The sequence below is a fragment of the Synechocystis sp. LKSZ1 genome, assembly GCF_040436315.1.
GTDB lineage: Bacteria > Cyanobacteriota > Cyanobacteriia > Cyanobacteriales > Microcystaceae > Synechocystis.
Map to the genome: position 1 here is coordinate 3,458,045 of NZ_AP031572.1, position 21,857 is coordinate 3,479,901.

Below are 21,857 nucleotides of genomic sequence, written 5' to 3' on the forward strand. Positions count from 1 at the left end.
AAAAACAACACTATATTGGAGGGGTAGCGATAGTGTGTTTTGCACACTATCTGGAGATACTACCATGAACAGTCTTCTGGAAAATACCGACGTTTACCTTGGACGGCAAAAAATCCAACTCAAGCCCCAAGACCGTCTTGGCCAGGGGGGAGAGGCGGAGGTCTATCGGTTGTCATCCACGCTGGCCCTGAAGCTTTTTAAGCAGCCGAGTCATCCTGACTATCAAGGAGATCTGGCCCTGCAAACCGCCGTGGAACAGCGTTTGGCCCTGTACCAGGAGAAGCTGAAACAATTTCCCCAGGGCCTGCCGGAGCGAGTGGTGGTTCCCCAATCCCTCGTCCATGACCGCCAGGGCCAGGTTATTCGGGGCTACACCATGCCTTTGGTGGCCAATGCCGATCTCCTGTTTCGCTATGGCGACCGTCGTTTTCGTCAGGGAATCCGCTCTCAGGTCGTCGTGGCCATTTTTCAGGACTTACATCAAACCCTCCATCAGCTCCACCAACACCAGGTCGTGATCGGCGATTTTAATGACCTCAATGTTTTGGTCAAAGATCAGCAGGCCTATCTGATCGATGCGGACTCCTTTCAATTTGGTCGCTTTCCCTGTTGCCTCTTTACGCCCCGGTTTCTCGACCCTCTCTGTTGGGATACCCAGGGCCAACTAGGGGTTTTGGGCAAAGCCTATTCCCCCGATTCCGACTGGTATGCCTTTACGATCATGCTCATGCAATGCCTTCTGTTTGTTGACCCCTACGGCGGCATTCATGCTCCCTCCGCTCCCCGCCGCCGACTCTCCCCGATAGCCAGGATTCAGCAGAGGCTGACGGTCTTTCATCCCGAAGTGCGCTATCCCAAGCCGGCCCTGCCCCCCCAGACCTTAACCGATGAGCTTTTACACCATTTTCATCAGGTATTTGAACAAGACCGGCGGGGCCCCTTTCCCAAAACCCTTTTGGATCATTTGCTGTGGCAAACCTGTTCTAGCTGTGGCCAAGACTACGCCCGCTCCACCTGTCCCCACTGTGGCCAGGGCCAACTGACCCCAACCCCGGTCGGTTCCCTGAGCGCCACCCTTGTCTTTCAGACCCAGGGCCAGATCCTGGCGGCCAGTTATTCCCAGGGCAAATTAGGGTGGTTAGAGTGGCAGGAAGAACAGTTCACCCGGGAAGATGGCACTCCCGTTCTGGCAGGCCCGCTATTACCCCAGATGCATTGTTCTCTTCAAGGCCCTAAAACCTGGATAGCCCAGGGGGAAAAAGTGCTCTGTCTTGAGCAGGGCCAAGTGAGCCAATGCCTCAGTGTCAGTCCCTACCGGGGTAAACCCCAATTTGCCGTCAATGACCAACATACCTACTGGCTAGAACAGGGATTGCTCTGGCAGGACGGTCGTTGGGGACCGGTCGTCCGGGGAGAGCTTCTCGATGGCCAGACGCAGGTTTGGATTGGCCCCAGCTTTGGCTTTGGCTGTTATCGGGTGGGCCATCTGCAAAGGGCCTTTGTCTTTGAGGCCAGTACAGGGCGCTTAAATGATCAAATTCCCTTATCTCCTAGCTTGGGGCAAATTCTGCAAACGGCCTGTGTCTTGAGCCCCCGTCTCTGCTGGCTTTTTATCACTACCCAGATCCACGGCCGCCGACATTACACCTGCCAGGTAATTACGGCCCAGGGCCAAAGCATTGCTCAAGCTGACTGTGCTGAGGGAGAGAGCCATTGGTTAACGCAACTGGCCCCAGCCCTGGTGATGGACAACCTGCCCTTTGCCGCAGTAGGGGAGGTTCTACTGGCCCCCACCGATGAAGGAATTATCCGCATTGAACACCAGGGCCAACAGTTAGTCCAAACGAAAACCTTTACCGAGACAGAACCCTGGGTCAATGGCCACTGCAGCCTGATTCCTGGCCCTCAGGGCCTATGGGTGGTGCACCCCCAACAAATTCTCTGGTTACAACTTTCCTAAACGAGGCTCCTTACCATGCCAACTCAAACCTTACTCCCTATCCCCAGCCATTTCGACCCCCAACGGGTGGGCGAGGTCTGGCGCGTTGCCTACCAAGAACGGGCCCAGCAGGCCCAGGTCTGGGCCAAGCAACACCAACTCTTACCCGCCGCAAAGGATAAGCAACGGGTCTGCCTGATGGTGATTGATGTGCAAAATACCTTTTGTATTCCGGGCTTTGAATTGTTTGTCGGGGGCCGTTCGGGCCTGGGGGCCGTGGAAGACAATATCCGCCTGTGTCAGTTTATCTACCGCCATCTGGGCCAGATCACGGAAATTGCCCCCACTATGGATACCCATACCGCCATGCAAATTTTCCATGCGGACTTTTGGGTGAATGATGCAGGGGAAAATCCGGCCCCCATGACCATGATCTCCCTGGCCGAGGTGGAAAACGGTGTCTGGAAAGTGAATCCAGCCGTCGCCCATAGCATTGCCCACGGCAACTACGTTGGCCTCCAGACCTTTGCTCTGCACTACGTCCGTCGCCTCAGCCAAGCGGGAAAATATCCCCTCACCATTTGGCCCTATCACGCCATGCTGGGGGGCATCGGCCATGCTTTGGTTTCGGCGGTGGAAGAGGCCTGTTTTTTCCATAACCTGGCTCGCCATAGCCAAACCAACTTTGAAATTAAAGGGGGCAATCCCTTGACGGAGAATTATTCCGTGCTCCGGCCGGAGGTATTGGATCAGCATGATGGTCGCCCCATCGCCCAGAAAAACAGTCGTTTTTTGCAGAAATTACTGGAATTTGACAAGGTGATTATCGCGGGCCAGGCCAAGAGCCATTGTGTGGCCTGGACGATTGATGACCTGCTGACGGAAATCCAAAGCCAAGACCCGCAACTGGCCCAGAAAGTCTATCTCCTAGAAGACTGTTCCTCACCCGTGGTTGTCCCCGGCATTGTGGATTTTACCGAACAAGCCGATCAGGCCTATCAACGCTTTGCCGATGCCGGTATGCACCTGGTGAAGTCCACTGATTCATTTTTATAAACCCGAAGTACCTCAGGAGAACGCTCATGACCTCTCTACCCAACGTTCAGCAATTATTTCAGTCGGCCCAACAAGAAGGTCTATTATCCCAGGCCTCGATGCAGGCCCTGAATGTCCAAGATCTCGGGGCCCAGATTCAAGCCGGCCTGGGAACTCCCCTCGATGACTATGGGGCCAGTGAAGTGGTTCTAGTCACGATCATGCCCGACGATTCCGGTTCAATTCGTTTTGCCGGGAATAGTGCCACGGTGCGGGCGGGCCATAACACTGTTGTCGATACCTTGATGACTTGCCCCCAACGGGAGCAAATTCTGATTCACAATCGCTATCTCAATGGCACGGTTCTCTATCCCTACTGCCCAGTCGCCCAGGCAATTCGCATGGATCAGCATAACTACGACCCCAACCGGGGAACGCCACTCTACGAGCAAACAATTGTCTTATTAGGAACGGTGTTGGCTAAAACCCAGGAATTTGCCGACAATGGCATCCCCGTGCGGAGTGTCACTCTAATTATTTCCGACGGAGCCGACGAACATTCCTACCGCAAAACCGCCGAGGACGTGAAAGCGGTGGTGCAGGATATGCTTCGTACTGAGAACCATATCATTGCGGCCATGGGTATTGATGACGGGGGCCAAACGAACTTTCGCCAGGTCTTTCGAGATATGGGCATCCGAGAGGAATGGATTTTAACCCCTGGCAATGGCCAGCAGGAAATTACCCAGGCCTTTGCGCTCTTTTCTCGCTGTGCAATGCGGGTAAGCCAAAGCGTAGGCAACTTTAACCAAATGTTCCTGGGGGGTTTTAGCCAGCCCTAGGCCATGGGGAATCAGACTAGCGAACTAGGCTAATGGTTGCTTCTTAGGGATTCAGCCAGGCCTCTGGGCCAAAAGCCAAGGGCCTGACACAACAATGATCCATTTGCCCGGAAGGGTGGGGGAAGCACTACGATTCGGGGCCAAGATCAGAGCCGTTACCGCTTCAATCTGATCAAAACTTGGTTGGTGGGGTAGCAGGGCCTGGAGAAAACGCCGAATTACGCGCCGTTGCAGGGCCTGGGGCAGGGCCTGGAGGTGACGACGCTCCAAACGGGGAGGGTCTGGCTGGTAAGCCTGGCCATAGTGCTGGTCGGCCAAGGCTTCGAGGTAGGCCACTTCTGCTTGAAGCACTTCTACGGTTTGGGCCAAGGCCTTTTCTACCTGGGGATTGAAGTGGTCTTGCAGGTAGGGAATCAGTTCTTGACGGATGCGGTTGCGGGCGTAGCGCAGGGATTGATTATAGGCATCTTCCCAGACAGGCAGTCCGAGATGCTGACAAAATTCTCCAGTTTGGCGGCGGCTAATCCCCAACAGGGGGCGCAGAAGTTGCAGGGCGGGAGTCAGGGCCCGTTGCCAGGTCAAGGCCTGGAGCCCATCGCTACCACTCCCCCGCACCAGGTTATAGAGCAGGGTTTCGGCCCGGTCACTCTGGGTATGACCCGTAACGAGGTGATTGTAATCATGTTCCTCTGCGATTTCGATCAGGGTCTGATAGCGCCATTGTCGGGCGGCGGCCTCTGTTTCTGGTAAATCCTGGGCGACCTTGACATAGCAGGGTAGGTCAAACCGCACCGCCAGGCCTTGAACATGCTCCCGAATACCCTGATCCAAGGCCCAGCCATGGTCACAATGGCCAATGGCTAAGGGCCAGTCCCAATGTTTCCGCAGGTCAACGAGAAGTTGCAACAGACAAACCGAATCCTGACCCCCGGAAACGGCTATCAGCACGGGACTCTGGCGGGGAAGGATAGCGCGTTGCCGCAGGGTTTTGTGGAGTTGGCTATGGAGAGCAGTCCAGACCATGGCCATTATCGAAAGGAATAACCTTGGCCCAGGGCCCGCCAGTTAAGGGAGTGATCCACCGCCGCTTGCTGTAGCACCCAACGAGCATAAGTATTGCTATTGGGCCCGGGCAGGTAGCGATAGCGATGACAGTGGGGATAGGCCTGGGGACTCTGGTACAAGACCACGATTAAAGCCTTGGCCTGGGGGCCCTCCCAAGTTGCTTCGAGCCAACTAGGGCCGTTACCGACACCGCCTTCGGCCGACATCAGGTTTTGGTGGAGATGGCCCCAACTGCTGGGGATTAAACTGGCCCGTTGCCACACTTCCCAACGTTCTTGTTGGCCCTCTTGGTCGATGACGTACCAGTAATGCCAGGCCAGGAAACCAACCCAGGGAATCCGTGCGGCCCTGAGATGCACAGTTTCTGGGGACAAAGAATACTGTTTAATGCTAGTTTTTTCCATATTTTTATTACACTTTATATAAATCCATAACGTAGCCGATTAATTACAATTTATGAAGTCTGAGAGTAACTTATTTGAATACATCCTAGATAAATGAATTATTGAACTTAGTGCCATCAATCTTTCCAGCATCTCTTTTTTAGCAAGGGTAGCCTGGAAAAGACTATGTTCAAGCAAAACAATGCATATGCTCTTTTTGGTGGTTATAAAAATAAAATCAAGCTTATGAGTTACCTGAATTCCTCTTTCAACAATGTCTGTTTTACTTTCGGTGTTATATCCAGCACTGACGAGGGATTTTTAGGAAGCGATCCCTACTTTAGTCTAAACAACGACGTTCATTTTAAATGTACTCCTGAAATGTCATCTTATCTTAGAAGTTCGTTCATTCCCATGGGCATACCAGCCAAAATAACCTTTTTCTTACCCGTAGGTGGAGATCCTCACGCAATAGCAGTAGAACCCGTCGAAATGGAAACATTAGCCCAATATGTTTTATGGTGTCGCTCCATAAAAAGGCAGTACTGAAGCCTCATCTTTTTATGACACCATATGTAAGAAAAAGGCTGTTAATTACTAATAATCCTACACCCATAGAAAAGGATGTAAACATTAAATACCAAAGAGTCGTTTCACTCTCTTGATCTTTATAACTAAACGCCGCTCTAAAGAGCAAGACAGCGCCGCATAGTCCTCCAAATAGAAAGAAAGCCTGATAAATAAAATCTACTGTCTTATTCATAATGTGTAAAAATCTATGGTTTTCTGTACATTTTCTTCAGAACTAAGATCCAGAAAATCTTCTACATCATCAAATTGCCACCTAGGGACTTCCAAGCACGGCAACTTATCCCAGTTCATAGGCCATCGTCTATGGATTGTCTGCTTGCAATTGAAATTGCACCGTTGTTACCACCAGATAGTTTAGCAACCTCGACCAGAACTTCGTTGTTACCGTCTCCTATTTCCATGCCAAACGCTACTTGGAGAAGTTTAATCCTTTGTACAGAATACCTATATCGGCTTTAATCCGGCAGACACTAAGACACATCCTGCCGGAAAAAACACTGGTAGCCTAGCCAAAACGATAGCCAAAGCCGCGCACCGTCACAATATATTCCGGTTGACTGGGGTCATCCTCTAGTTTTTCCCGCAACCAGCGAATATGCACATCAACGGTTTTAGTATCACCAAGGAAGTCGCCGCCCCAGACCTGTTCAATCAGTTGCTCCCGCGACCAAACCCGGCGGGGATAGCTCATAAATAGCTCTAAAAGACGGTATTCCTTCGGGGCCAGGGCCACCTCTTCTCCCCGGAGTAGCACCCGACATTCCTTGGGATAGAGGGTTAGATCCCGATATTTGCGAAAGGAAACTGGCGCACTGGCGCTAAAGCCCTGGCGACGAATCAAGGCCCGACAGCGAGCAATTAATTCCCGCATACTGAAAGGCTTGGTGAGGTAATCATCCGCCCCCACTTCTAGCCCTAAGACTCGGTCAGTCTCGCTAGCCTTGGCACTCAAAATTAGAATGGGAATCGTGTTGCCGTGGTAACGCAGGAGTCGGCAAATATCCAGGCCATTCACCTGGGGTAACATAACGTCCAGTAGTACTAAATCGACCGATGGCTGGCCCGTGGCCCCATCAAATTCCTGGAGGAAAGCCAAGGCACTGCGGCCATCACTAACGGCCACCACTTCGTAGCCTTCTTCCTCTAGGGCCAGAACAATCATCTGGCGGATTACATCCTCATCTTCAACAACCAAAATTCGATATTTCTGCACAAGTTCACTGGAAGAAGAATATTGAGGAAGGTCGAGGGATAACATAAAAACCTGCTACTGTTTGCTCCTAGGCCTAGATATATCATAGTTAGGAGAGCAAGGAAATTATTGCCCCTAGCAAATATCTGCGTATTTTTACGTATTTTTTCAAAAAACATTTCATCTATGCGTCTTCAGCTCTGCACTTGGCCCGAAGTTGAAAATTACCTTAAATTTTCTGGGGGCATTATTCTGCCCATTGGCTCTACCGAACAGCACGGGCCCACGGGGTTAATTGGAACAGATGCCCTTTGTGCCCAGGCCATTGCTGAAGGAGTTGGTGACCAACTCCAGGCCCTGGTGGCTCCCCCGATTAACGTTGGCATGGCCCTGCATCACCTGGCCTTTCCCGGTAGTATCAGCCTGCGGCCCAGTACGTTAATTCAAGTCATTTTAGATACGGTGACCAGTCTGGCCCGAGCCGGTTTTACTCACTTTTACTTTATCAATGGCCACGGCGGCAATATTGCTACTCTCAAGGCGGCTTTTTCTGAAACCTACTATCACCTAGAATCTTTGGGTTTATCCAACGCGAGTGCGGTGCGCTGTCAAGTGGGCAATTGGTTTATGTGCCGCTCGGTTTATCAATTGGCTAAGGAACTCTACGGCGATCAAGAGGGTTCCCACGCTACTCCCAGTGAAGTGGCCGTTACCCAATACCTCTATCCCGACCAGATTAAAACAGCGTCTTTGTCCAGTCCCGTGGCCAGTGGTTATCCCATTTACGGGCCCCAGGACTTTGCCAAGCATTACCCCGATGGCCGCATGGGTTCAAATCCGGCCCTGGCCACCCCAGAGCATGGCCAACGTTTTTGGGAAGCGGCAGTTAAGGAATTGGCTGAAAGCTACCAAAAATTTCTAGAGGCGGATTGATGCTAATCCCCTAAGTGAAGGCTACAGATTTTGCCATCTCTACAATCAATCTCTACTCCCACTCGATGGTGCCGGGGGGCTTGGAGGTAATGTCATAGACGACACGATTCACCCCTTTCACCTCATTGACAATGCGATTGGCAATGGCTTCGAGGACATCGTAGGGGACGCGGGCCCAGTCGGCGGTCATGCCATCTTCACTGGTGATAAAGCGCAGAACAACAGGATGGGCATAGGTGCGTTGGTCGCCCATTACTCCTACACTGCGGACGGGTAACAGCACGGCAAAGGCCTGCCAGTAGTCGTGGTAGATGCCCCGTTTAGAGATTTCATCCCGGACAATAAAGTCTGCATCTCGCAGAATATTAAGACGTTCGGCTGTGACTTCCCCGATAATGCGAATAGCCAGGCCAGGGCCAGGGAAGGGGTGGCGGCGCACAATTTCCTCCGGTAGGCCAATGGCCCGGCCCAATTTTCGGACTTCATCCTTAAAGAGTTTGCGCAGGGGTTCGACTAATTTAAAACGTAAATTTTTGGGCAGGCCCCCGACATTGTGATGGCTTTTAATTTTAACGGCGACCCGTTCCCCAGTTTTCGGATCGACATTACTATCGGCGGATTCGATCACATCGGGATAAAGCGTCCCCTGGGCCAGGTAATCAAAGGGGCCAAGACGATTCGACTCTTCTTCAAAAACCCGAATAAACTCATGGCCAATGCGACGGCGTTTTTCCTCTGGATCGGTGATGCCCACCAACTGGGCCAAAAAGCGTTCCCGCGCATTGACGTACTGCACTGGAATATGGAATTGCTGATCAAAGAGTTCCACTAGGCGTTCCGGCTCTCCCTTACGCATAAAACCCTGGTCGATAAACATACAGGTCAACTGGTCGCCAATGGCCCGGTGCAATAGAAAGGCCAAGGTAGATGAATCGACTCCCCCCGACAGGGCCAAAAGAACCCGCTTATCCCCGACACGCTGACGAATATCCCGCACCGACTCTTCCACAAAGGCCTCCGTGGTCCAGGTCGGCTCACAGTGACAGATGTGGTAAACAAAATTACGAATCAGGGCAATGCCCCCCACGGAATGAACCACTTCCGGGTGAAACTGGACACCAAAGAGTCGTTTGTCGTGGTCGGCAATGGCGGCACAGGGCGTATTTTCGGTGTGGGCCAGGATCTCGAAGCCGGTGGGTAGGGTCACGCAGGAATCGCCGTGGCTCATCCACATGGTCGCGCCATCCTCCACGTTGGTGAGGAGATCGATGGGGTCATCAATGCAGAGGGAAGCTTTGCCGTATTCTCCCCGTTTGGCCCGTTCGACGGTACCCCCCAATTGTTTCACCATCAACTGCATCCCGTAGCAAACCCCCAGCACCGGAATCCCTAACTGCCAAATTGCCGGATCACACTGGGGCGCTTCGGGGTCATAGACCGAATTAGGCCCCCCCGATAAAATAATGCCTTTGGGGTTGATAGCCTGGAGTTGTTCCGCCGTCGTGCGGTAGGACAAGACCTCAGAATAGACCTGGGTTTCCCGAATGCGGCGGGCGATCAACTCTGAATACTGGGAACCGAAATCAAGAATGACAATGATTTGTTGTTTGAGGGATTGCAGGGGGGAGAGCGGCAGAGCAGAATCCGCCTGGGGAGCAACGGTGGAAGCAGTCATTGTCAGAGGGCAAGGAAAGGGTTGATATTCCTACAAATATATCAGAGTTACCGCAGACCCCGGCGTTGTCTTGCATCTGCTGGAAGCATCCCTTATGATCTTCAAAAAGTTCTCCAAATGTCCAAAGGCGGCAAGGCTTAGGGTATGTCAAAAATTGAAACTAGAACCGAACCGATGGTTCTCAACATGGGCCCCCACCATCCGTCCATGCACGGGGTTCTGCGGCTGATCGTCACCCTAGACGGGGAGGATGTCGTAGATTGTGAACCGGTCATTGGCTACTTACACCGGGGCATGGAAAAAATCGCTGAGAATCGTACTAATATTATGTACGTCCCCTACGTCAGTCGCTGGGACTACGCCGCCGGGATGTTTAACGAGGCCATCACGGTTAACGCCCCAGAAAAATTGGCCGATATTGAAGTCCCCAAACGGGCCCAATATATCCGGGTGATCATGCTGGAACTGAACCGGATCGCCAATCACCTCCTCTGGCTTGGCCCCTTCATGGCAGACGTCGGTGCCCAAACCCCCTTCTTTTACATTTTCCGAGAACGGGAAATGATCTACGACCTCTGGGAAGCGGCTTCCGGCATGCGTCTGATCAACAATAACTATTTCCGCATTGGCGGGGTGGCGGTTGATCTCCCCTACGGCTGGAATGATAAGTGTGCCGATTTCTGCGATTACTTCTTGCCTAAGGTCGATGAGTACGAAAAACTGATCACCGATAACCCGATCTTCCGCCGTCGTGTGGAAGGGGTCGGCACGATTACCCGAGAAGAAGCCATTAACTGGAGTCTTTCTGGCCCGATGCTCCGGGCTTCAGGAGTAAAGTGGGATCTGCGTAAGGTAGATCACTACGAGTGTTATGACGAACTCGATTGGGACGTCCAATATGAGACGGCAGGGGACTGTTTTGCCCGTTATCTGGTGCGGATTCGGGAAATGCGGGAATCGGTCAAAATTATTCGCCAGGGCCTGGCGGGAATGCCCGGTGGCCCCTACGAAAATCTTGAGGCCAAACGCCTACAGGAAGGCAAAAAATCCGAATGGAATGATTTCCAATATCAGTACATTGCCAAGAAAGTGGCCCCGACCTTCAAAATTCCCAAGGGAGAACACTACGTCCGCCTCGAAAGTGGTAAAGGAGAACTTGGTATTTTTATTCAGGGCAACGATGACGTCTTCCCCTGGCGCTGGAAGATTCGGGCCCCGGACTTCAATAACCTCCAAATTCTGCCCCATCTACTCAAGGGAGTAAAAGTGGCCGACATTATGGCCATCTTGGGCAGTATTGATGTGATTATGGGATCCGTTGACCGCTAAATTCTGGAGGGGATTGGCTTGTCTAGCGACGGCGCTGGGCGAACCAATCCTGTAGGAGTTGGCGGCATTCCCGTTCTCGAATGCCGGTAATGCTTGGTAGGCAATGGTTGGAAGCCGGGCTATCGGGTAAATTCAAGACGGTATGAATAGTGCCAGTCTTGGGGTCGGCGGCCCCGTAAACCAATAACCCTAAACGGGCCTGAAGAATGGCCCCGGTACACATGGGGCAAGGTTCCAGGGTGACGTAGAGAATGCAGTCTTCTAGGCGCCAATGCTGACGGTGTTGACTGGCTAGGCGCAGGGCCAGCAATTCCGCATGGGCCGTCGGGTCTTGGTCTCGTTCTTTGCGGTTGGCCGCTCGGGCCAGACAATGACCCTGCTGATCCACGATGACTGCTCCCACAGGGATTTCCCCCTCCTCCCCAGCCGTTCGGGCCAGGGCCAGGGCCTGGCCCATCCAGTCATAATGTTGGTCATAGGCCGCCGCCGTCAGTTGGGGGCGCAATTTCGACCAGTTCACCTAGAGGAGGCCCAATAGACTAACCAGCAGGGCCTTTTGGGCATGGAGGCGGTTTTCTGCTTGATCCCAAACCCGAGATTGAGGGCCTTCTAAAACCGCTTCTGTAATTTCCTCGCCCCGGTGGGCCGGTAAACAATGGAGCACAATGGCCTGGGGATCGGCTTGCTGGAGCAGCGCTTGATTGACCTGATAGGGTTGAAAGAGCGGAATACGGGCATCGGCCAAATCCTCTTGCCCCATACTGGCCCAGACATCGGTATAGAGAATATGGGCCCCTTCTGCAGCGGCCTGGGGATCGTCTGTTAGCGTAATTTTCGTGCCAGGGGCCGCCAATTTTCGGGCCAGGGCCACGATCTCTGGAGCGGGTTGAAAGCCATCGGGTGTCGCCATGCGGACATTCATGCCCATCATGGCCCCCGCCAGTAGAAGGGAATGGGCCACATTATTACCATCGCCGAGGTAGGTGATGGTCAAACCCGTAATCTGGCCAAAACAGGCCTGAATCGTTTGTAAATCCGCCAAAATCTGACAGGGATGCTCCAGGTCAGTCAAGGCATTAATCACGGGAATTTGGACGTAATCGGCAAAGGTTTGCAAATCTTCCTGGCGATAGGTACGAATGGCCACGATATCTAGATAGCGGTCTAGCACCCTGGCCGTATCCTGGAGCGGTTCCCCCCGGCCCACCTGGGTCTGGCTCGGATTCAAATCCAGCACTTGACCCCCCAGTTGGTACATAGCAACGCTAAAGGACACGCGAGTGCGGGTAGAGGCCTTGGAAAACAGCAACCCCAGTACCTTGTCACAGCGGGGGGCCAGTTTCCCCGCCTTGAGGTCGGCCGCTAGTTGTAAAAGGTCGGTCATTTCCTCGGGAGTGAGGTCGCTAATGGCCAAGAGGTCTCGTCCTTTTAAGCTTGCAATGCCCATAGCCGTTGAATTTTTCCTATCGTCGGGATTTTGAATAAGCCTTTATTGTATCCCGGCGATTTCCCTTTCCCCTGCCGCCCCATCTGAGAACGCTAACATCGTTGTGACCGAACAAAATTATCGGCTAGCTAAATTTGGAATTTGAGCTTAGGATTTGTAGAGTGATAACTACATCTGGCGCAACAGCCCTGCCCTGGACACCACATATATAGCCTCGATTCCCTTGGCTCGATGATCTTTCCCCCCGCGGCTGTGCTAAGATATCCTCCCCTCTTCTCCCAGCGTTCTTCATGCAACCGACCCTTTCCGCCCCGACTGCTCCCCTGGCCAGCCCCCGCTCTGCAACCGTTGCTAGTCCTGGCCTGACGAGCACCAGCCATCGCATCAAGGTTATTCGTCGGGATGGTTCGAGTACAACACTCAACATTGGTAAGATCCGGGCCGTCGTGGATTGGGCCTGTACGGGGTTAGAGGTCAACGCCATTGCCCTGGAGGCTGGCCTGACGACTCGCCTACGGGATGGCATTAGTACCCGCGAGATTCAAGACAACCTGATCAGTTGTGCCTTGGAAATGTGTAGTCCCGATGAACCGGATTGGCGCTACGTTGCCGGGCGTTTACAGATCTGGAGTCTCTGGAAAGATACCCTGGTCAGCCGGGGTTACCAGTACGGGCAATACCTAAAAACAGTACAAGCCAAGGTTGCGGCGCATCAGTACGACGAACGCATCCTCATCTACAGCGAAGAGGAACTCAAGGAAGCGGGTTATTGGATTAACGCGGACTGGGATACCGACTACGACTACGCTGGAGCCGTTCTACTTACCAGCCGCTATCTTTTGCCCGATGAACTTCCCCAGGAGGCCCTGTTAACCTGCGCCCTGCTCCTGGCTAGTGTCGAGGCCCCCGAGAATCGATTGAAGTGGGCTCGCCGTTTCTACGAGGCCATTGCCGCCCGCAAGATTTCCCTGGCGACTCCCATCCTGGCCAATCTGCGGGTACCGGGGGGGTCCCTCACCTCCTGCTTCATTATTGCCATGGAGGATAACCTCGAAAGTATCTTTGGGGAAGTGACCAATACGGCTCGGATTTCTAAAAATGGCGGTGGGGTCGGGGTAAATGTCTCGCGCATCCGGGCCACCGGCAGTTGGGTGATGCAAAAAGCCAATGCCTCCGGGGGAGTGATTCCCTGGATTAAGCTCCTCAACGATACGGCCATTGCGGTGAACCAAGGGGGCCGTCGGGCTGGGGCCGTCACCGTTGGACTGGATGTCTGGCATATGGATGTGCCCGAATTTCTAGAAATGCAAGCCGAGAATGGCGACCAGCGTCGCAAGGCCTACGATATTTTTCCCCAGCTTATTCTTCCCGATGAGTTTATGCGCCGGGTGATTGCGAAGGAAGATTGGACTCTGGTGGATCCCTACGAAGTCCAGGCCAACCTGGGCATTGACCTGGCCACCCTCTGGGGCCAAGATTTTGATCAGGCCTATCAACGCATTGAGGCGGAACTGGACCAAAAAATTACCCTCTACAAGCGCATTAATGCCCGCGAACTGTTTAAGCACATCATGCGGGCCCAGGTGGAAACGGGGATGCCCTACCTGGCCTTTAAGGACACCCTGAACCGAGCCAATCCCAACAAGCACGATGGCTATATTCCAGGGGTTAATCTTTGTACTGAATCCTTTAGTAACGTTACCCCAGGACAAACAGCTCACTGCTGTAATCTGGTCAGCCTCAACTTGGCCAACCTGGATGATAAAGACCTACCCCAGATGAGTCAGATCGCGGTGCGTCTGCTGGATAACACCATTGACCTCACCCATCCCCCCTTTGCCGAGGCCCAGGAGCATAATCGCCGTTACCGCACCATTGGTGTGGGTTGCATGGGCCTGGCGGATTGGCTGGCCAAACGTCGTCTCAGCTACGACAGTTTGACGGAAATTAACCGTCTCTTTGAAGAAATGGGCTACTGGTGTACCCAGGCCTCCATGGAGTTAGCCAAGGAACGGGGCTTTTATCCAGCCTTCCCCGGTAGTGATTGGAGCCAGGGCCTGCTGATCGGTTCTAAGCCTGTGGCGTGGTTTAGCCAAAACGCCGCCAAGCCAGAGCGCTGGGCCAAATTAGCGGACGATATCCAGACCTACGGCATCCGTAATTCCCACATTACCGCCATTGCCCCCAATACCTCTTCGTCCCTGGTACAGGGCTGTACCGCCAGTATTTTGCCGGTTTATAGCCGCTTTTTCTACGACAAATGGGCCAAGGGCACCGTCCCCATCGCGCCCCCCTTCATCAATAACTGTTTCTGGTTTTATCCCGAAAACAAGACCCTGAATCAAGTCAAGGTCGTCAAGGCCGTAGCGGCTATGCAACAGTGGATTGATACCGGGATTTCCATGGAGTTGCTGTTTAACCTCAATCAAGGGGTCTATTTCCCTGACGATCCGGAGCGGAGCCTCAACGCCAAGGATATTTTTGAGACGCTAGTACTGGCCTGGGAATCGGGTTGCAAGGCCATTTACTATATCCGCACCGTCCAAAAAGACAACTTTAAAGAAGCAGACGCCGATTGTGTCGCCTGTGCCAACTAGGGCCATGGAGAACTTTGTCCTTACGCCCTTTACCCCCCTCGCTGCTTTGGACGGGATTACCCTAGCGGGCCAGGTACAACACCAGGGCCTCCAACTAGACCTCTGCTACCGCTTGGGGGGAGACCTGGGTCGGCTCCAACTTCCCCCAGCGGCCCAGCAGCCCGAACGTCAAGATTATCTCTGGCAACAGACTTGCTTGGAGTTTTTTCTGGCCCCCCAGGGCCAAGCCCATTATTGGGAATTTAATCTATCTCCCGCGGGCCATTGGAACTGTTATCGCTTTGAGCAGTATCGCCAGGGTATGGCCCCCGAAGTGGCCTATGGGGCCCTGCCCTTCCAGGTCGAGTATCAGCCCGAGCAGTTGACCCTGCACCTCCGCTTAGACTTGAGTCCGATGCTGACAGGGCCAGAAATTTTAGAGATGGGGATTACCGCAGTGCTGGCAGCCAAGGCCGGAGACCTGAGCTATTGGGCCCTGACCCACCCCGGCCCCGTTGCCGATTTTCACCGTCGAGAGAGTTTTTGTCTGGCCCTGGCCCCCTAAAGATGAAGTTGGATTTCTCGCTTACTGAAGGGTAAATCTTGGTTAATCGCCTCAATTTCCGCCTGCTCCATCTGGTTAATTTCATCAATGTAGTAGTTGAGGATTTGGCTCATTTTGGGATGGTAGAAGCGATGGAGGCTGTAGTTGGGGGTGGCGGGAAAACCCCGACGCCGTTTGTGGCGGCCGCCGGCCCCCGGATCAAATAGCGTAATGCCCTGGGCAATGGCCCATTCGATGGGACGGTAGTAGCAAGCCTCGAAATGCAGACAGTCGTAGTCTTGGTAACTGCCCCAATAGCGGCCGTAGAGGCGGTCATTTTTATAGAGACAAAACGATAGGCCAACGGGATGCTCAGGGTCGCCGGTATGGGCGGTAACTAATAGAACCCGATGGCGATACTGGGGGTACAACTGGGCAAAAAATTTACGAGTCAGGTATTTACTACCCCAATAAAATTTATCGCAGGTATGGCTATAGAAACGGTAGATCAGAGGAAAAAGATGGTGGGGAATCTCGTCTCCTGTCAGAACTTGCAGATTTAATCCCGCTTGACCCACTGCTTTGCGTTCCCGTTTAATATTGCGTCGTTGGTTGGCATTAAAGGCCCCTAAATAATCCTCAAACTGTTGGTAGTTGTGATTTTGCCAAATGTAACTATGGTGGAGCCAACTTCTAAATTCCAGTTTTTCTAGCAAGGGCCGCCACTGGGGATCGACAAACAGAAAATTACAGCTTGATAATTGATTACGCTGGCAGAATTGGTCGATGGCCCGCACCATTTGCTGGGTGATTTGTTCCTCATCGACTTCTGGGGCCACTAAAAAACGATAGCCCTCCGCGGGGGTAAAGGGAGTCATTCCCAGCAGTTTGGGATAGTAGGCAAGGCCGAGACGATGGGCCAAGTCCGCCCATTGGTGATCGAAAACAAATTCACCATAGCTATGGCCCTTGAGGTAGAGGGGCGCGGCCCCGACCAAACGAGACCCCTGCCAGAGCGTGAGATGACAAGGTTGCCAGCCCGTATTACTGCCCACACTGCCGGAGGTTTCGAGGTTATGCAACCATTCCCATTCCAAAAAGGGCGTGGCCAAGGGAAGGGCCAGGGCATCCCACTGGTCTTGGGGAATTTCCGCGATTTTTTGATGCCAGGCCACGCGATAGGCAGAGATAAAGGGATTCGCCATAGCAGGAGGGAGATTGACAGTATTCAGACTTATTATTGAATATCCGGCTCAGAAAAGCTGCTGTTTCAGAGGAGGCAGACCTCAGTGGTCAGGGCGGAGTTTTGTCGTTAGAACAGGCCATCGGCCCTGTAATCTTAACTACATCCCTTTTTTTTGATCCCATTCCCTGGAGACTATGGTTAGACGACGACGCATATCGGATCTCTTACGTGAAGGACTCCAATCGGATGACCGGCCAGCGGCCCCACCTACCAATCCCGAGCCGGCCCCAGTTGTCGAGGCCACGACGGATCTCAACCCAAACCCCACCGAACTAGAGCGCCTCCAGGGCCAACTGCATCAAGAACGGCAACGTTCGGAACAACTCCAGGGCCAACTCCAAAGCCAACAGCAAGAGATCCAAGCCCTGACCCAGGCCCTCCAAGACGCAGAAAAGACCCAAGCTAACCTGGCCCAGAGTCAGACCGCGGTGCAGAAGCTCCAGGCCCAGATCCAGCACCTGGAGGGCAACCTAGCCCAACAGCAACACTTGATTGGCCAACTGGAAAGCCAAGTCGAAACCCTGCAGGCCCTCGCCGATACCCCCTCTACTGTTACCACCCTGGTTTCAAAGGCTTTAATCAAACGCTACATAGGCCCTGCTCAACAATTTGCGGTTCTATCTAATGATGATATCGGCTGGTTTGATTAAGGGAGATTGCTAACCGCATCGAGAGATCCAGCGCCGCCCTATAATAGGCCAAGGAGTTTTATCGATAGGCGCTATTGTGAAAATCCCCCCATTTTCCCTTCCTCAGCCCAGTTCTGATGGTTCCAACAAACGTCTACGACGCGACCGACTCTGGGGAGCTTTGGGGGCCGGCTGTTTTGTCGCTCTCTTAACTGGAACCGTTACCAGCAAACTAGAATCAGCACTTGTTTCTGGCCTGGCCACGATTCCGGCCTGCTGGGGCAACCACTGGTGGCAGGAAAGACGGCGCCATCAGGATCAATGCTATCGCTACTCACAGCTTGTTTACGATATCCAGGCCTTGGAACTCCGCCTGCTGGAGCTGGAACATTATGAAGAACAAATCAACCAAGTCATTGCCGTTGCTGATACCTTTAGTCAACGGATTAGCGACGAAAATCAAAAACTGAAAGCGGAGCATTCCCACCTCAGTCGTCAAATTTCGGCCCTGCAAAATAAGCGCCAGGAATTGGGCCAGCGCTTTGCAGAACTCCAACCCCAAAAAGAACAACTGGAAGCGGAATTACAGGAACTCTGTCAGCAAATTGAGATTACAGGTAACCATAAGCAGGAAATCGAAAAAAATCTGATTGAGAGTACCTATAACCTCAAAATTATTGAAAATACTTGTTACTTTATTCGGGAAGAGCTTGAGCAACTCCATCAAGAAGTCCTCGACCGTGTGCAATATCGCGAAGAACTGACCCAATCCATCACCTCCCTAGAGCAACAATCCCAAAAGACGAACCAGCAACTGCAATCGATGTTGCAACAGGAAGACCAGTTACAGACTATGCTGGCCCAGTTAGAAGCCCAAAGGGCCTCGTTGGAAGTAACCTGCGGTGAATTGGCCCACAATATCAGTACCTTGCAACGGGAAGAGAAAATTCTGTCGGAATCTATCACCGAAAAACAAGAAGAGGTGCAATCCATGGAGAGTTGTTTAACTTACCTGCGCCAGGAATACAACAACCTGCCCTCAGAGTCCTTGGCCCTGCCCTTTCTCCGCACGATCCCCCCCGCCTAGAGTTTTCCTTCTTCCAATCCATTAGAATAAATCCCTGAGGCTCAGTGACATCACTAACCTCACCCGTCGGATGTATCCCACTTGGCGTCGTGCAATTCAAAATAAGTTTGCTCAATTCGGTGGAAATCATGCTTGAGGCAGATAGTCCCACGCACTACATCCGGACATTTTCGGGGTAGCGAATAGTTCAGAAAAAATACACTAATCGGTGTACAAGCTTTGGGGTATACATATTCAGTCCAACTTCTTGCCGTCTCTCTATTTGGAGTAATATGTAGAAAAATTCTTAAAAAAATGCGTATGTTTCATGATATTTGAAAACTTTCTGTATAATCTCTAGCTATATAAAAGTTTCCACCGCGTTCTATTTTTTTGATATCAGAATTGTAGCCAAAGTTACAAGAGATGGTTGATAGCATAAGCCTTTGTCTTAGATACTAGATAATATAATTATGTTTTATAAATCTCTATTTTGAGAAATAAGAGTTATGTCATTCGACTATATTGGAGCCTTTCCAATTCCTGTAGCAATCCTTCCTGAAAAACTGCGTAACCTTCTAGAATCTATCAGCTTCGATCCCCAGCAGAGGGTCGAAGTTGCCTGCTTTTTCGAGTCAGATCCACATGGACCTAATGTCGAGCATGTATATTTACAAACTGCTGTGGTTGTAGACAATAGAGATGAGCCAATTGAAGTTTTGGATGAAGCTGGACAGGGCGTAGTCAAATTTTGCGTTCCTATAGATACGAAGGGGGGGGCTTCCAAATTCATCCCATCAATTTCAGGGCAAGATTATGTTATTGCTAGTTGGGGCAATAATTATTTTTATTCCTTTCATTTGGCTGAGAAAGTTTGGATGACGTTAGGATTGACGCCTCGATGTGTGGGGAATGAGCACCAACGCCTTATCTATGATGATCTTGGCCTTCCTGAATTTGGAGTCGTAGAAGGTGAAGTTTCCAGCGAGTACTACGGGGAATTAAAGCGCAATGTCAGCTGGAAAATGTCCAATGAGTATTTACGAAAGTATCTTTGGTTACGCGGGGCCAGAGCAATAAGGGTGTTCTATTACAGGAAGTTGTTCCCTGATCAAGCTGAGCTTCGTGAGCTTATGAAGGGTAACACGCACATTGAACTGAAGCCTTGTACTGGGCCTGCTTGGTATCTTCTCGATATTCGCCAGCACAACGGTGGCTTATTACTTCAGGTATGGGCATCTGTAGAATCAGTTTCCTGTAAGCTGTGCCCTGAACAAAGTGCAGATGGTCTTGTGTGGCCAGGAAGTACAGAGCCGATGACTCATAGTCACGCCAATGCTCTGGTTGGGATGAACTCAGTTTATTTGGACGACAAGTTTCTTCAGCGTTATGAACAGAACACTTTTTATGACACGGTACCATTTCGGCTTTATGGTGTTTGGCACTGTAGCCCATCATACAAAGGACAATGGAACTTTACTGATTGTGTCAGGGTGGGGCGGAATCTCATTCAAGTTCCCCTGCGAGAGTTGTACAAGCCAAAGCCAGATCGAGAGATTATCCATGCGCATAAATTCGCACTAAGTTCAGCGGAGATCGCACATCTTGACATGGATGCAGAACATATAGTTGCGAAAACACAGCGACTTCTTGACCAACTTTTATGGTTAGGGGATAACCTGTCGAGACTTGGTGCGTTGTTCGGGTTGGCAAAGACTGGAGCAGATCTGGTTGGATTTTCGCGCGAGGAGTTGCAGTCGAACAGTTGGGCGCAGTATCCAAACCTATGCAAGTTGGCTCAGGTTGCCCCCTTGGACATGTCCCAGCAAGACTTTCTTGCAAGGTGCAAAAGCCTACATGAAATCTGGCAGAAATTTCCCAACGGATATCTGAAGAGACTACTTGAAAAAGCAGGTTGTCCGCGTGTTGCCATTAAAGAGCTAGGGTCAATCAAGTTGCTCCAAGCACTGACAAATATTATTCAACAGTTAAATAGGCACGAGGAACCGATCGATACCTTCAGCTCGACTTCTGAACATGAAGGATGGTCCGACAGAAATGACGCTATGGCATTTTTATTCCTGAACAATGATTTACGAATTGCCGACGCGCACGAGTCCTTTAGCAAATGCCTTCAAACTCTTCAAAATATGGGTTTTGACCAGAAGTGTTGAATGTTAGAAGAAAATCAAAAAGGTAAAGCCCCTAAACTTGTATAATTAGGGGCACAAAATCAAAATAACTGAATATGATTATATCAAACTTTCCTCAAGTTGTGCAAAAGCATCTGGGTCACTTGCCCAAAAAGGATTATCCAGAACTGGACACCTTTAAGTTTGTCTCAATTTGGCTAAGTTTCGTGCTAGACCAAAGCCAAACAAGCATGAGAAGTCAATTCAAGAGATTAAACGCGAGAGGAGAGTCAGTAGATATATCGACCTTCTCAAAAGCAAGTAAAAAGCGAAACCCAAAGGTTTTTAAAGAAATATTAAAAAAGCTAAAAAAAGAAGTAGAAGTCTCTCGAGAACCAGAAAAAAGGGAACTGGTTTTGTTTCCACTGGACTCAACAGTGATATCGTTAACGAGCAAATTATTATGGAGACAAGGACATCATCAGGTAAAACTATTTAGTGGGATTAATTTAGACACAGGAGCCCCAGGAGGAATAGTAATTAATTTTGGTCAAGGGCATGATAGTAAATATGGGAATGAAACGATAGAAGCAACGCCAGAGAATGGAGTTGGGATAATGGATAGAGGATTTTGTAGTCTAGCAAGAATAGCAAAACTGCAAGAAGAGAAAGAGCGTTACTTTGTGTTAAGAACAAAGAACAATATAAGCTTAAATATGCTGGAAAATGGAAAGTATGAAATAGGAAGTGGGAAGGAAAAGCTAGAAGGAAGAGTAGTAGTATTTAGTGATAGAGAAGAAAGAACAGAGTTTAGGTTGGCAACAAATTTACCAGAAGAGGGAGAGGGAGGAATAAGTAATGAAGAGATAGCTGAGTTTTATCGATTGCGTTGGCAAATAGAACTATTATGGAAGTTCTTAAAAATGCACTTAAAGTTGGACAGGCTAATCACTAAAAATACAAACGGAATAGAGATTCAGATTTATAGTTGCCTGATTGGATATTTAATGTTGAGATTGGTAAGAATTCCGAAAGAGTTTGGGGAATCTTTATTAGATAAGCTACGGTATTTACAGGCATTTATGTGTGAAAAAATAAGTTATGTACACTGGCTAAGAGAGTTAGTGGTAAATTGTTGAATCTGGGCTTTTACAGAATCGTTGTGTCTATTCCTTGGTGGTTCAAATAAACCATTCAATATTTCTGGGTTTTGACATTGCTCATATAAATGAT

General features: G+C 50.9%; 19 protein-coding genes. 12 read left to right on the forward strand and 7 right to left on the reverse strand.

Annotation, left to right across the window (positions count from 1 at the left end; translation table 11 throughout):
* Positions 1-64 precede the first annotated feature (64 nt).
* From ABXS88_RS15720 to ABXS88_RS15730, 3 genes are read left to right on the forward strand one after another with little or no spacing between them, the layout of a single operon-like run.
* A complete protein-coding gene (locus tag ABXS88_RS15720; RefSeq protein ID WP_353672988.1) occupies positions 65-1,960 on the forward strand; it encodes a hypothetical protein in 1,896 nt (631 codons plus the stop codon).
* A gap of 15 nt (positions 1,961-1,975) precedes the next feature.
* Positions 1,976-2,995, forward strand: a complete 1,020-nt coding sequence (locus ABXS88_RS15725) for an isochorismatase (protein ID WP_353672989.1) — start codon at positions 1,976-1,978, stop codon at positions 2,993-2,995.
* Positions 2,996-3,021: 26 nt separating this feature from the next.
* On the forward strand, positions 3,022-3,816 hold the full coding sequence (locus ABXS88_RS15730; protein WP_353672990.1) for a hypothetical protein: 795 nt from the start codon (positions 3,022-3,024) through the stop codon (positions 3,814-3,816).
* Positions 3,817-3,867: 51 nt separating this feature from the next.
* Here ABXS88_RS15730 and tilS read toward each other — a convergent pair whose 3' ends face one another.
* Positions 3,868-4,839, reverse strand: coding sequence for a tRNA lysidine(34) synthetase TilS (gene tilS, locus ABXS88_RS15735; protein WP_353672991.1), 972 nt, complete (start codon positions 4,837-4,839; stop codon positions 3,868-3,870).
* 5 nt (positions 4,840-4,844) lie between these two features.
* Positions 4,845-5,285, reverse strand: a complete 441-nt coding sequence (locus ABXS88_RS15740; protein ID WP_353672992.1) for a DUF3750 domain-containing protein — start codon at positions 5,283-5,285, stop codon at positions 4,845-4,847.
* Positions 5,286-5,450: 165 nt separating this feature from the next.
* On the opposite strand from ABXS88_RS15740, the gene ABXS88_RS15745 reads away from it, so the two are divergent.
* Positions 5,451-5,813, forward strand: coding sequence for a hypothetical protein (locus ABXS88_RS15745; protein ID WP_353672993.1), 363 nt, complete (start codon positions 5,451-5,453; stop codon positions 5,811-5,813).
* A gap of 547 nt (positions 5,814-6,360) precedes the next feature.
* On the opposite strand, the gene ABXS88_RS15750 is transcribed toward ABXS88_RS15745, so the two are convergent.
* Positions 6,361-7,113, reverse strand: a complete 753-nt coding sequence (locus ABXS88_RS15750) for a response regulator transcription factor (protein ID WP_353672994.1) — start codon at positions 7,111-7,113, stop codon at positions 6,361-6,363.
* A 120-nt stretch (positions 7,114-7,233) separates the two neighbouring features.
* Here ABXS88_RS15750 and ABXS88_RS15755 point away from each other — a divergent pair, with 120 nt between their 5' ends.
* The gene (locus tag ABXS88_RS15755; RefSeq protein ID WP_353672995.1) at positions 7,234-7,980 is read left to right on the forward strand and encodes a creatininase family protein; all 747 of its coding nucleotides are present in this window, start codon (positions 7,234-7,236) and stop codon (positions 7,978-7,980) included.
* A gap of 52 nt (positions 7,981-8,032) precedes the next feature.
* On the opposite strand, the gene guaA is transcribed toward ABXS88_RS15755, so the two are convergent.
* Complete coding sequence (gene guaA, locus ABXS88_RS15760) at positions 8,033-9,655, reverse strand: glutamine-hydrolyzing GMP synthase (protein WP_353672996.1); 1,623 nt, start codon at positions 9,653-9,655, stop codon at positions 8,033-8,035.
* Positions 9,656-9,799: 144 nt separating this feature from the next.
* Between guaA and ABXS88_RS15765 the strand changes: the two genes are divergently transcribed.
* Positions 9,800-10,984: an NAD(P)H-quinone oxidoreductase subunit H gene (locus tag ABXS88_RS15765; protein WP_353672997.1), complete on the forward strand. Its 1,185-nt coding sequence runs from the start codon at positions 9,800-9,802 to the stop codon at positions 10,982-10,984.
* Between the two features lie 22 nt (positions 10,985-11,006).
* Here the strand turns inward: ABXS88_RS15765 and ABXS88_RS15770 are convergent, their stop codons facing one another.
* Both ABXS88_RS15770 and argF read right to left on the reverse strand, forming a co-directional pair.
* Positions 11,007-11,504: a nucleoside deaminase gene (locus tag ABXS88_RS15770; RefSeq protein WP_353672998.1), complete on the reverse strand. Its 498-nt coding sequence runs from the start codon at positions 11,502-11,504 to the stop codon at positions 11,007-11,009.
* Positions 11,505-12,431 carry an ornithine carbamoyltransferase gene (argF, locus tag ABXS88_RS15775; protein ID WP_353672999.1) on the reverse strand — a complete coding sequence of 309 codons (927 nt, stop codon included), beginning with the start codon at positions 12,429-12,431 and terminating at the stop codon, positions 11,505-11,507.
* Positions 12,432-12,721: 290 nt separating this feature from the next.
* Between argF and ABXS88_RS15780 the strand changes: the two genes are divergently transcribed.
* Together ABXS88_RS15780 and ABXS88_RS15785 are read left to right on the forward strand one after the other, a co-directional pair.
* The gene (locus ABXS88_RS15780; RefSeq protein WP_353673000.1) at positions 12,722-15,028 is read left to right on the forward strand and encodes a ribonucleoside-diphosphate reductase subunit alpha; all 2,307 of its coding nucleotides are present in this window, start codon (positions 12,722-12,724) and stop codon (positions 15,026-15,028) included.
* A 4-nt stretch (positions 15,029-15,032) separates the two neighbouring features.
* A complete protein-coding gene (locus tag ABXS88_RS15785; RefSeq protein WP_353673001.1) occupies positions 15,033-15,572 on the forward strand; it encodes a DOMON-like domain-containing protein in 540 nt (179 codons plus the stop codon).
* Here the strand turns inward: ABXS88_RS15785 and ABXS88_RS15790 are convergent.
* Positions 15,569-16,756: a GNAT family N-acetyltransferase gene (locus ABXS88_RS15790; protein ID WP_353673002.1), complete on the reverse strand. Its 1,188-nt coding sequence runs from the start codon at positions 16,754-16,756 to the stop codon at positions 15,569-15,571. The genes ABXS88_RS15785 and ABXS88_RS15790 overlap by 4 nt on opposite strands.
* A 175-nt stretch (positions 16,757-16,931) precedes the next feature.
* Between ABXS88_RS15790 and ABXS88_RS15795 the strand changes: the two genes are divergently transcribed.
* The 4 genes from ABXS88_RS15795 (at position 16,932) to ABXS88_RS15810 (ending at position 21,763) form a co-directional block, all read left to right on the forward strand.
* Positions 16,932-17,447 (forward strand): hypothetical protein, encoded by a 516-nt coding sequence (locus tag ABXS88_RS15795; protein WP_353673003.1) that lies wholly within the window; start codon positions 16,932-16,934, stop codon positions 17,445-17,447.
* A 76-nt stretch (positions 17,448-17,523) separates the two neighbouring features.
* Positions 17,524-18,513, forward strand: a complete 990-nt coding sequence (locus tag ABXS88_RS15800) for a hypothetical protein (protein ID WP_353673004.1) — start codon at positions 17,524-17,526, stop codon at positions 18,511-18,513.
* 488 nt (positions 18,514-19,001) lie between these two features.
* On the forward strand, positions 19,002-20,666 hold the full coding sequence (locus tag ABXS88_RS15805) for a hypothetical protein (protein WP_353673005.1): 1,665 nt from the start codon (positions 19,002-19,004) through the stop codon (positions 20,664-20,666).
* Positions 20,667-20,743: 77 nt separating this feature from the next.
* Positions 20,744-21,763: an IS4 family transposase gene (locus ABXS88_RS15810; RefSeq protein WP_353674761.1), complete on the forward strand. Its 1,020-nt coding sequence runs from the start codon at positions 20,744-20,746 to the stop codon at positions 21,761-21,763.
* The last annotated feature ends 94 nt before the right edge of the window (positions 21,764-21,857 follow it).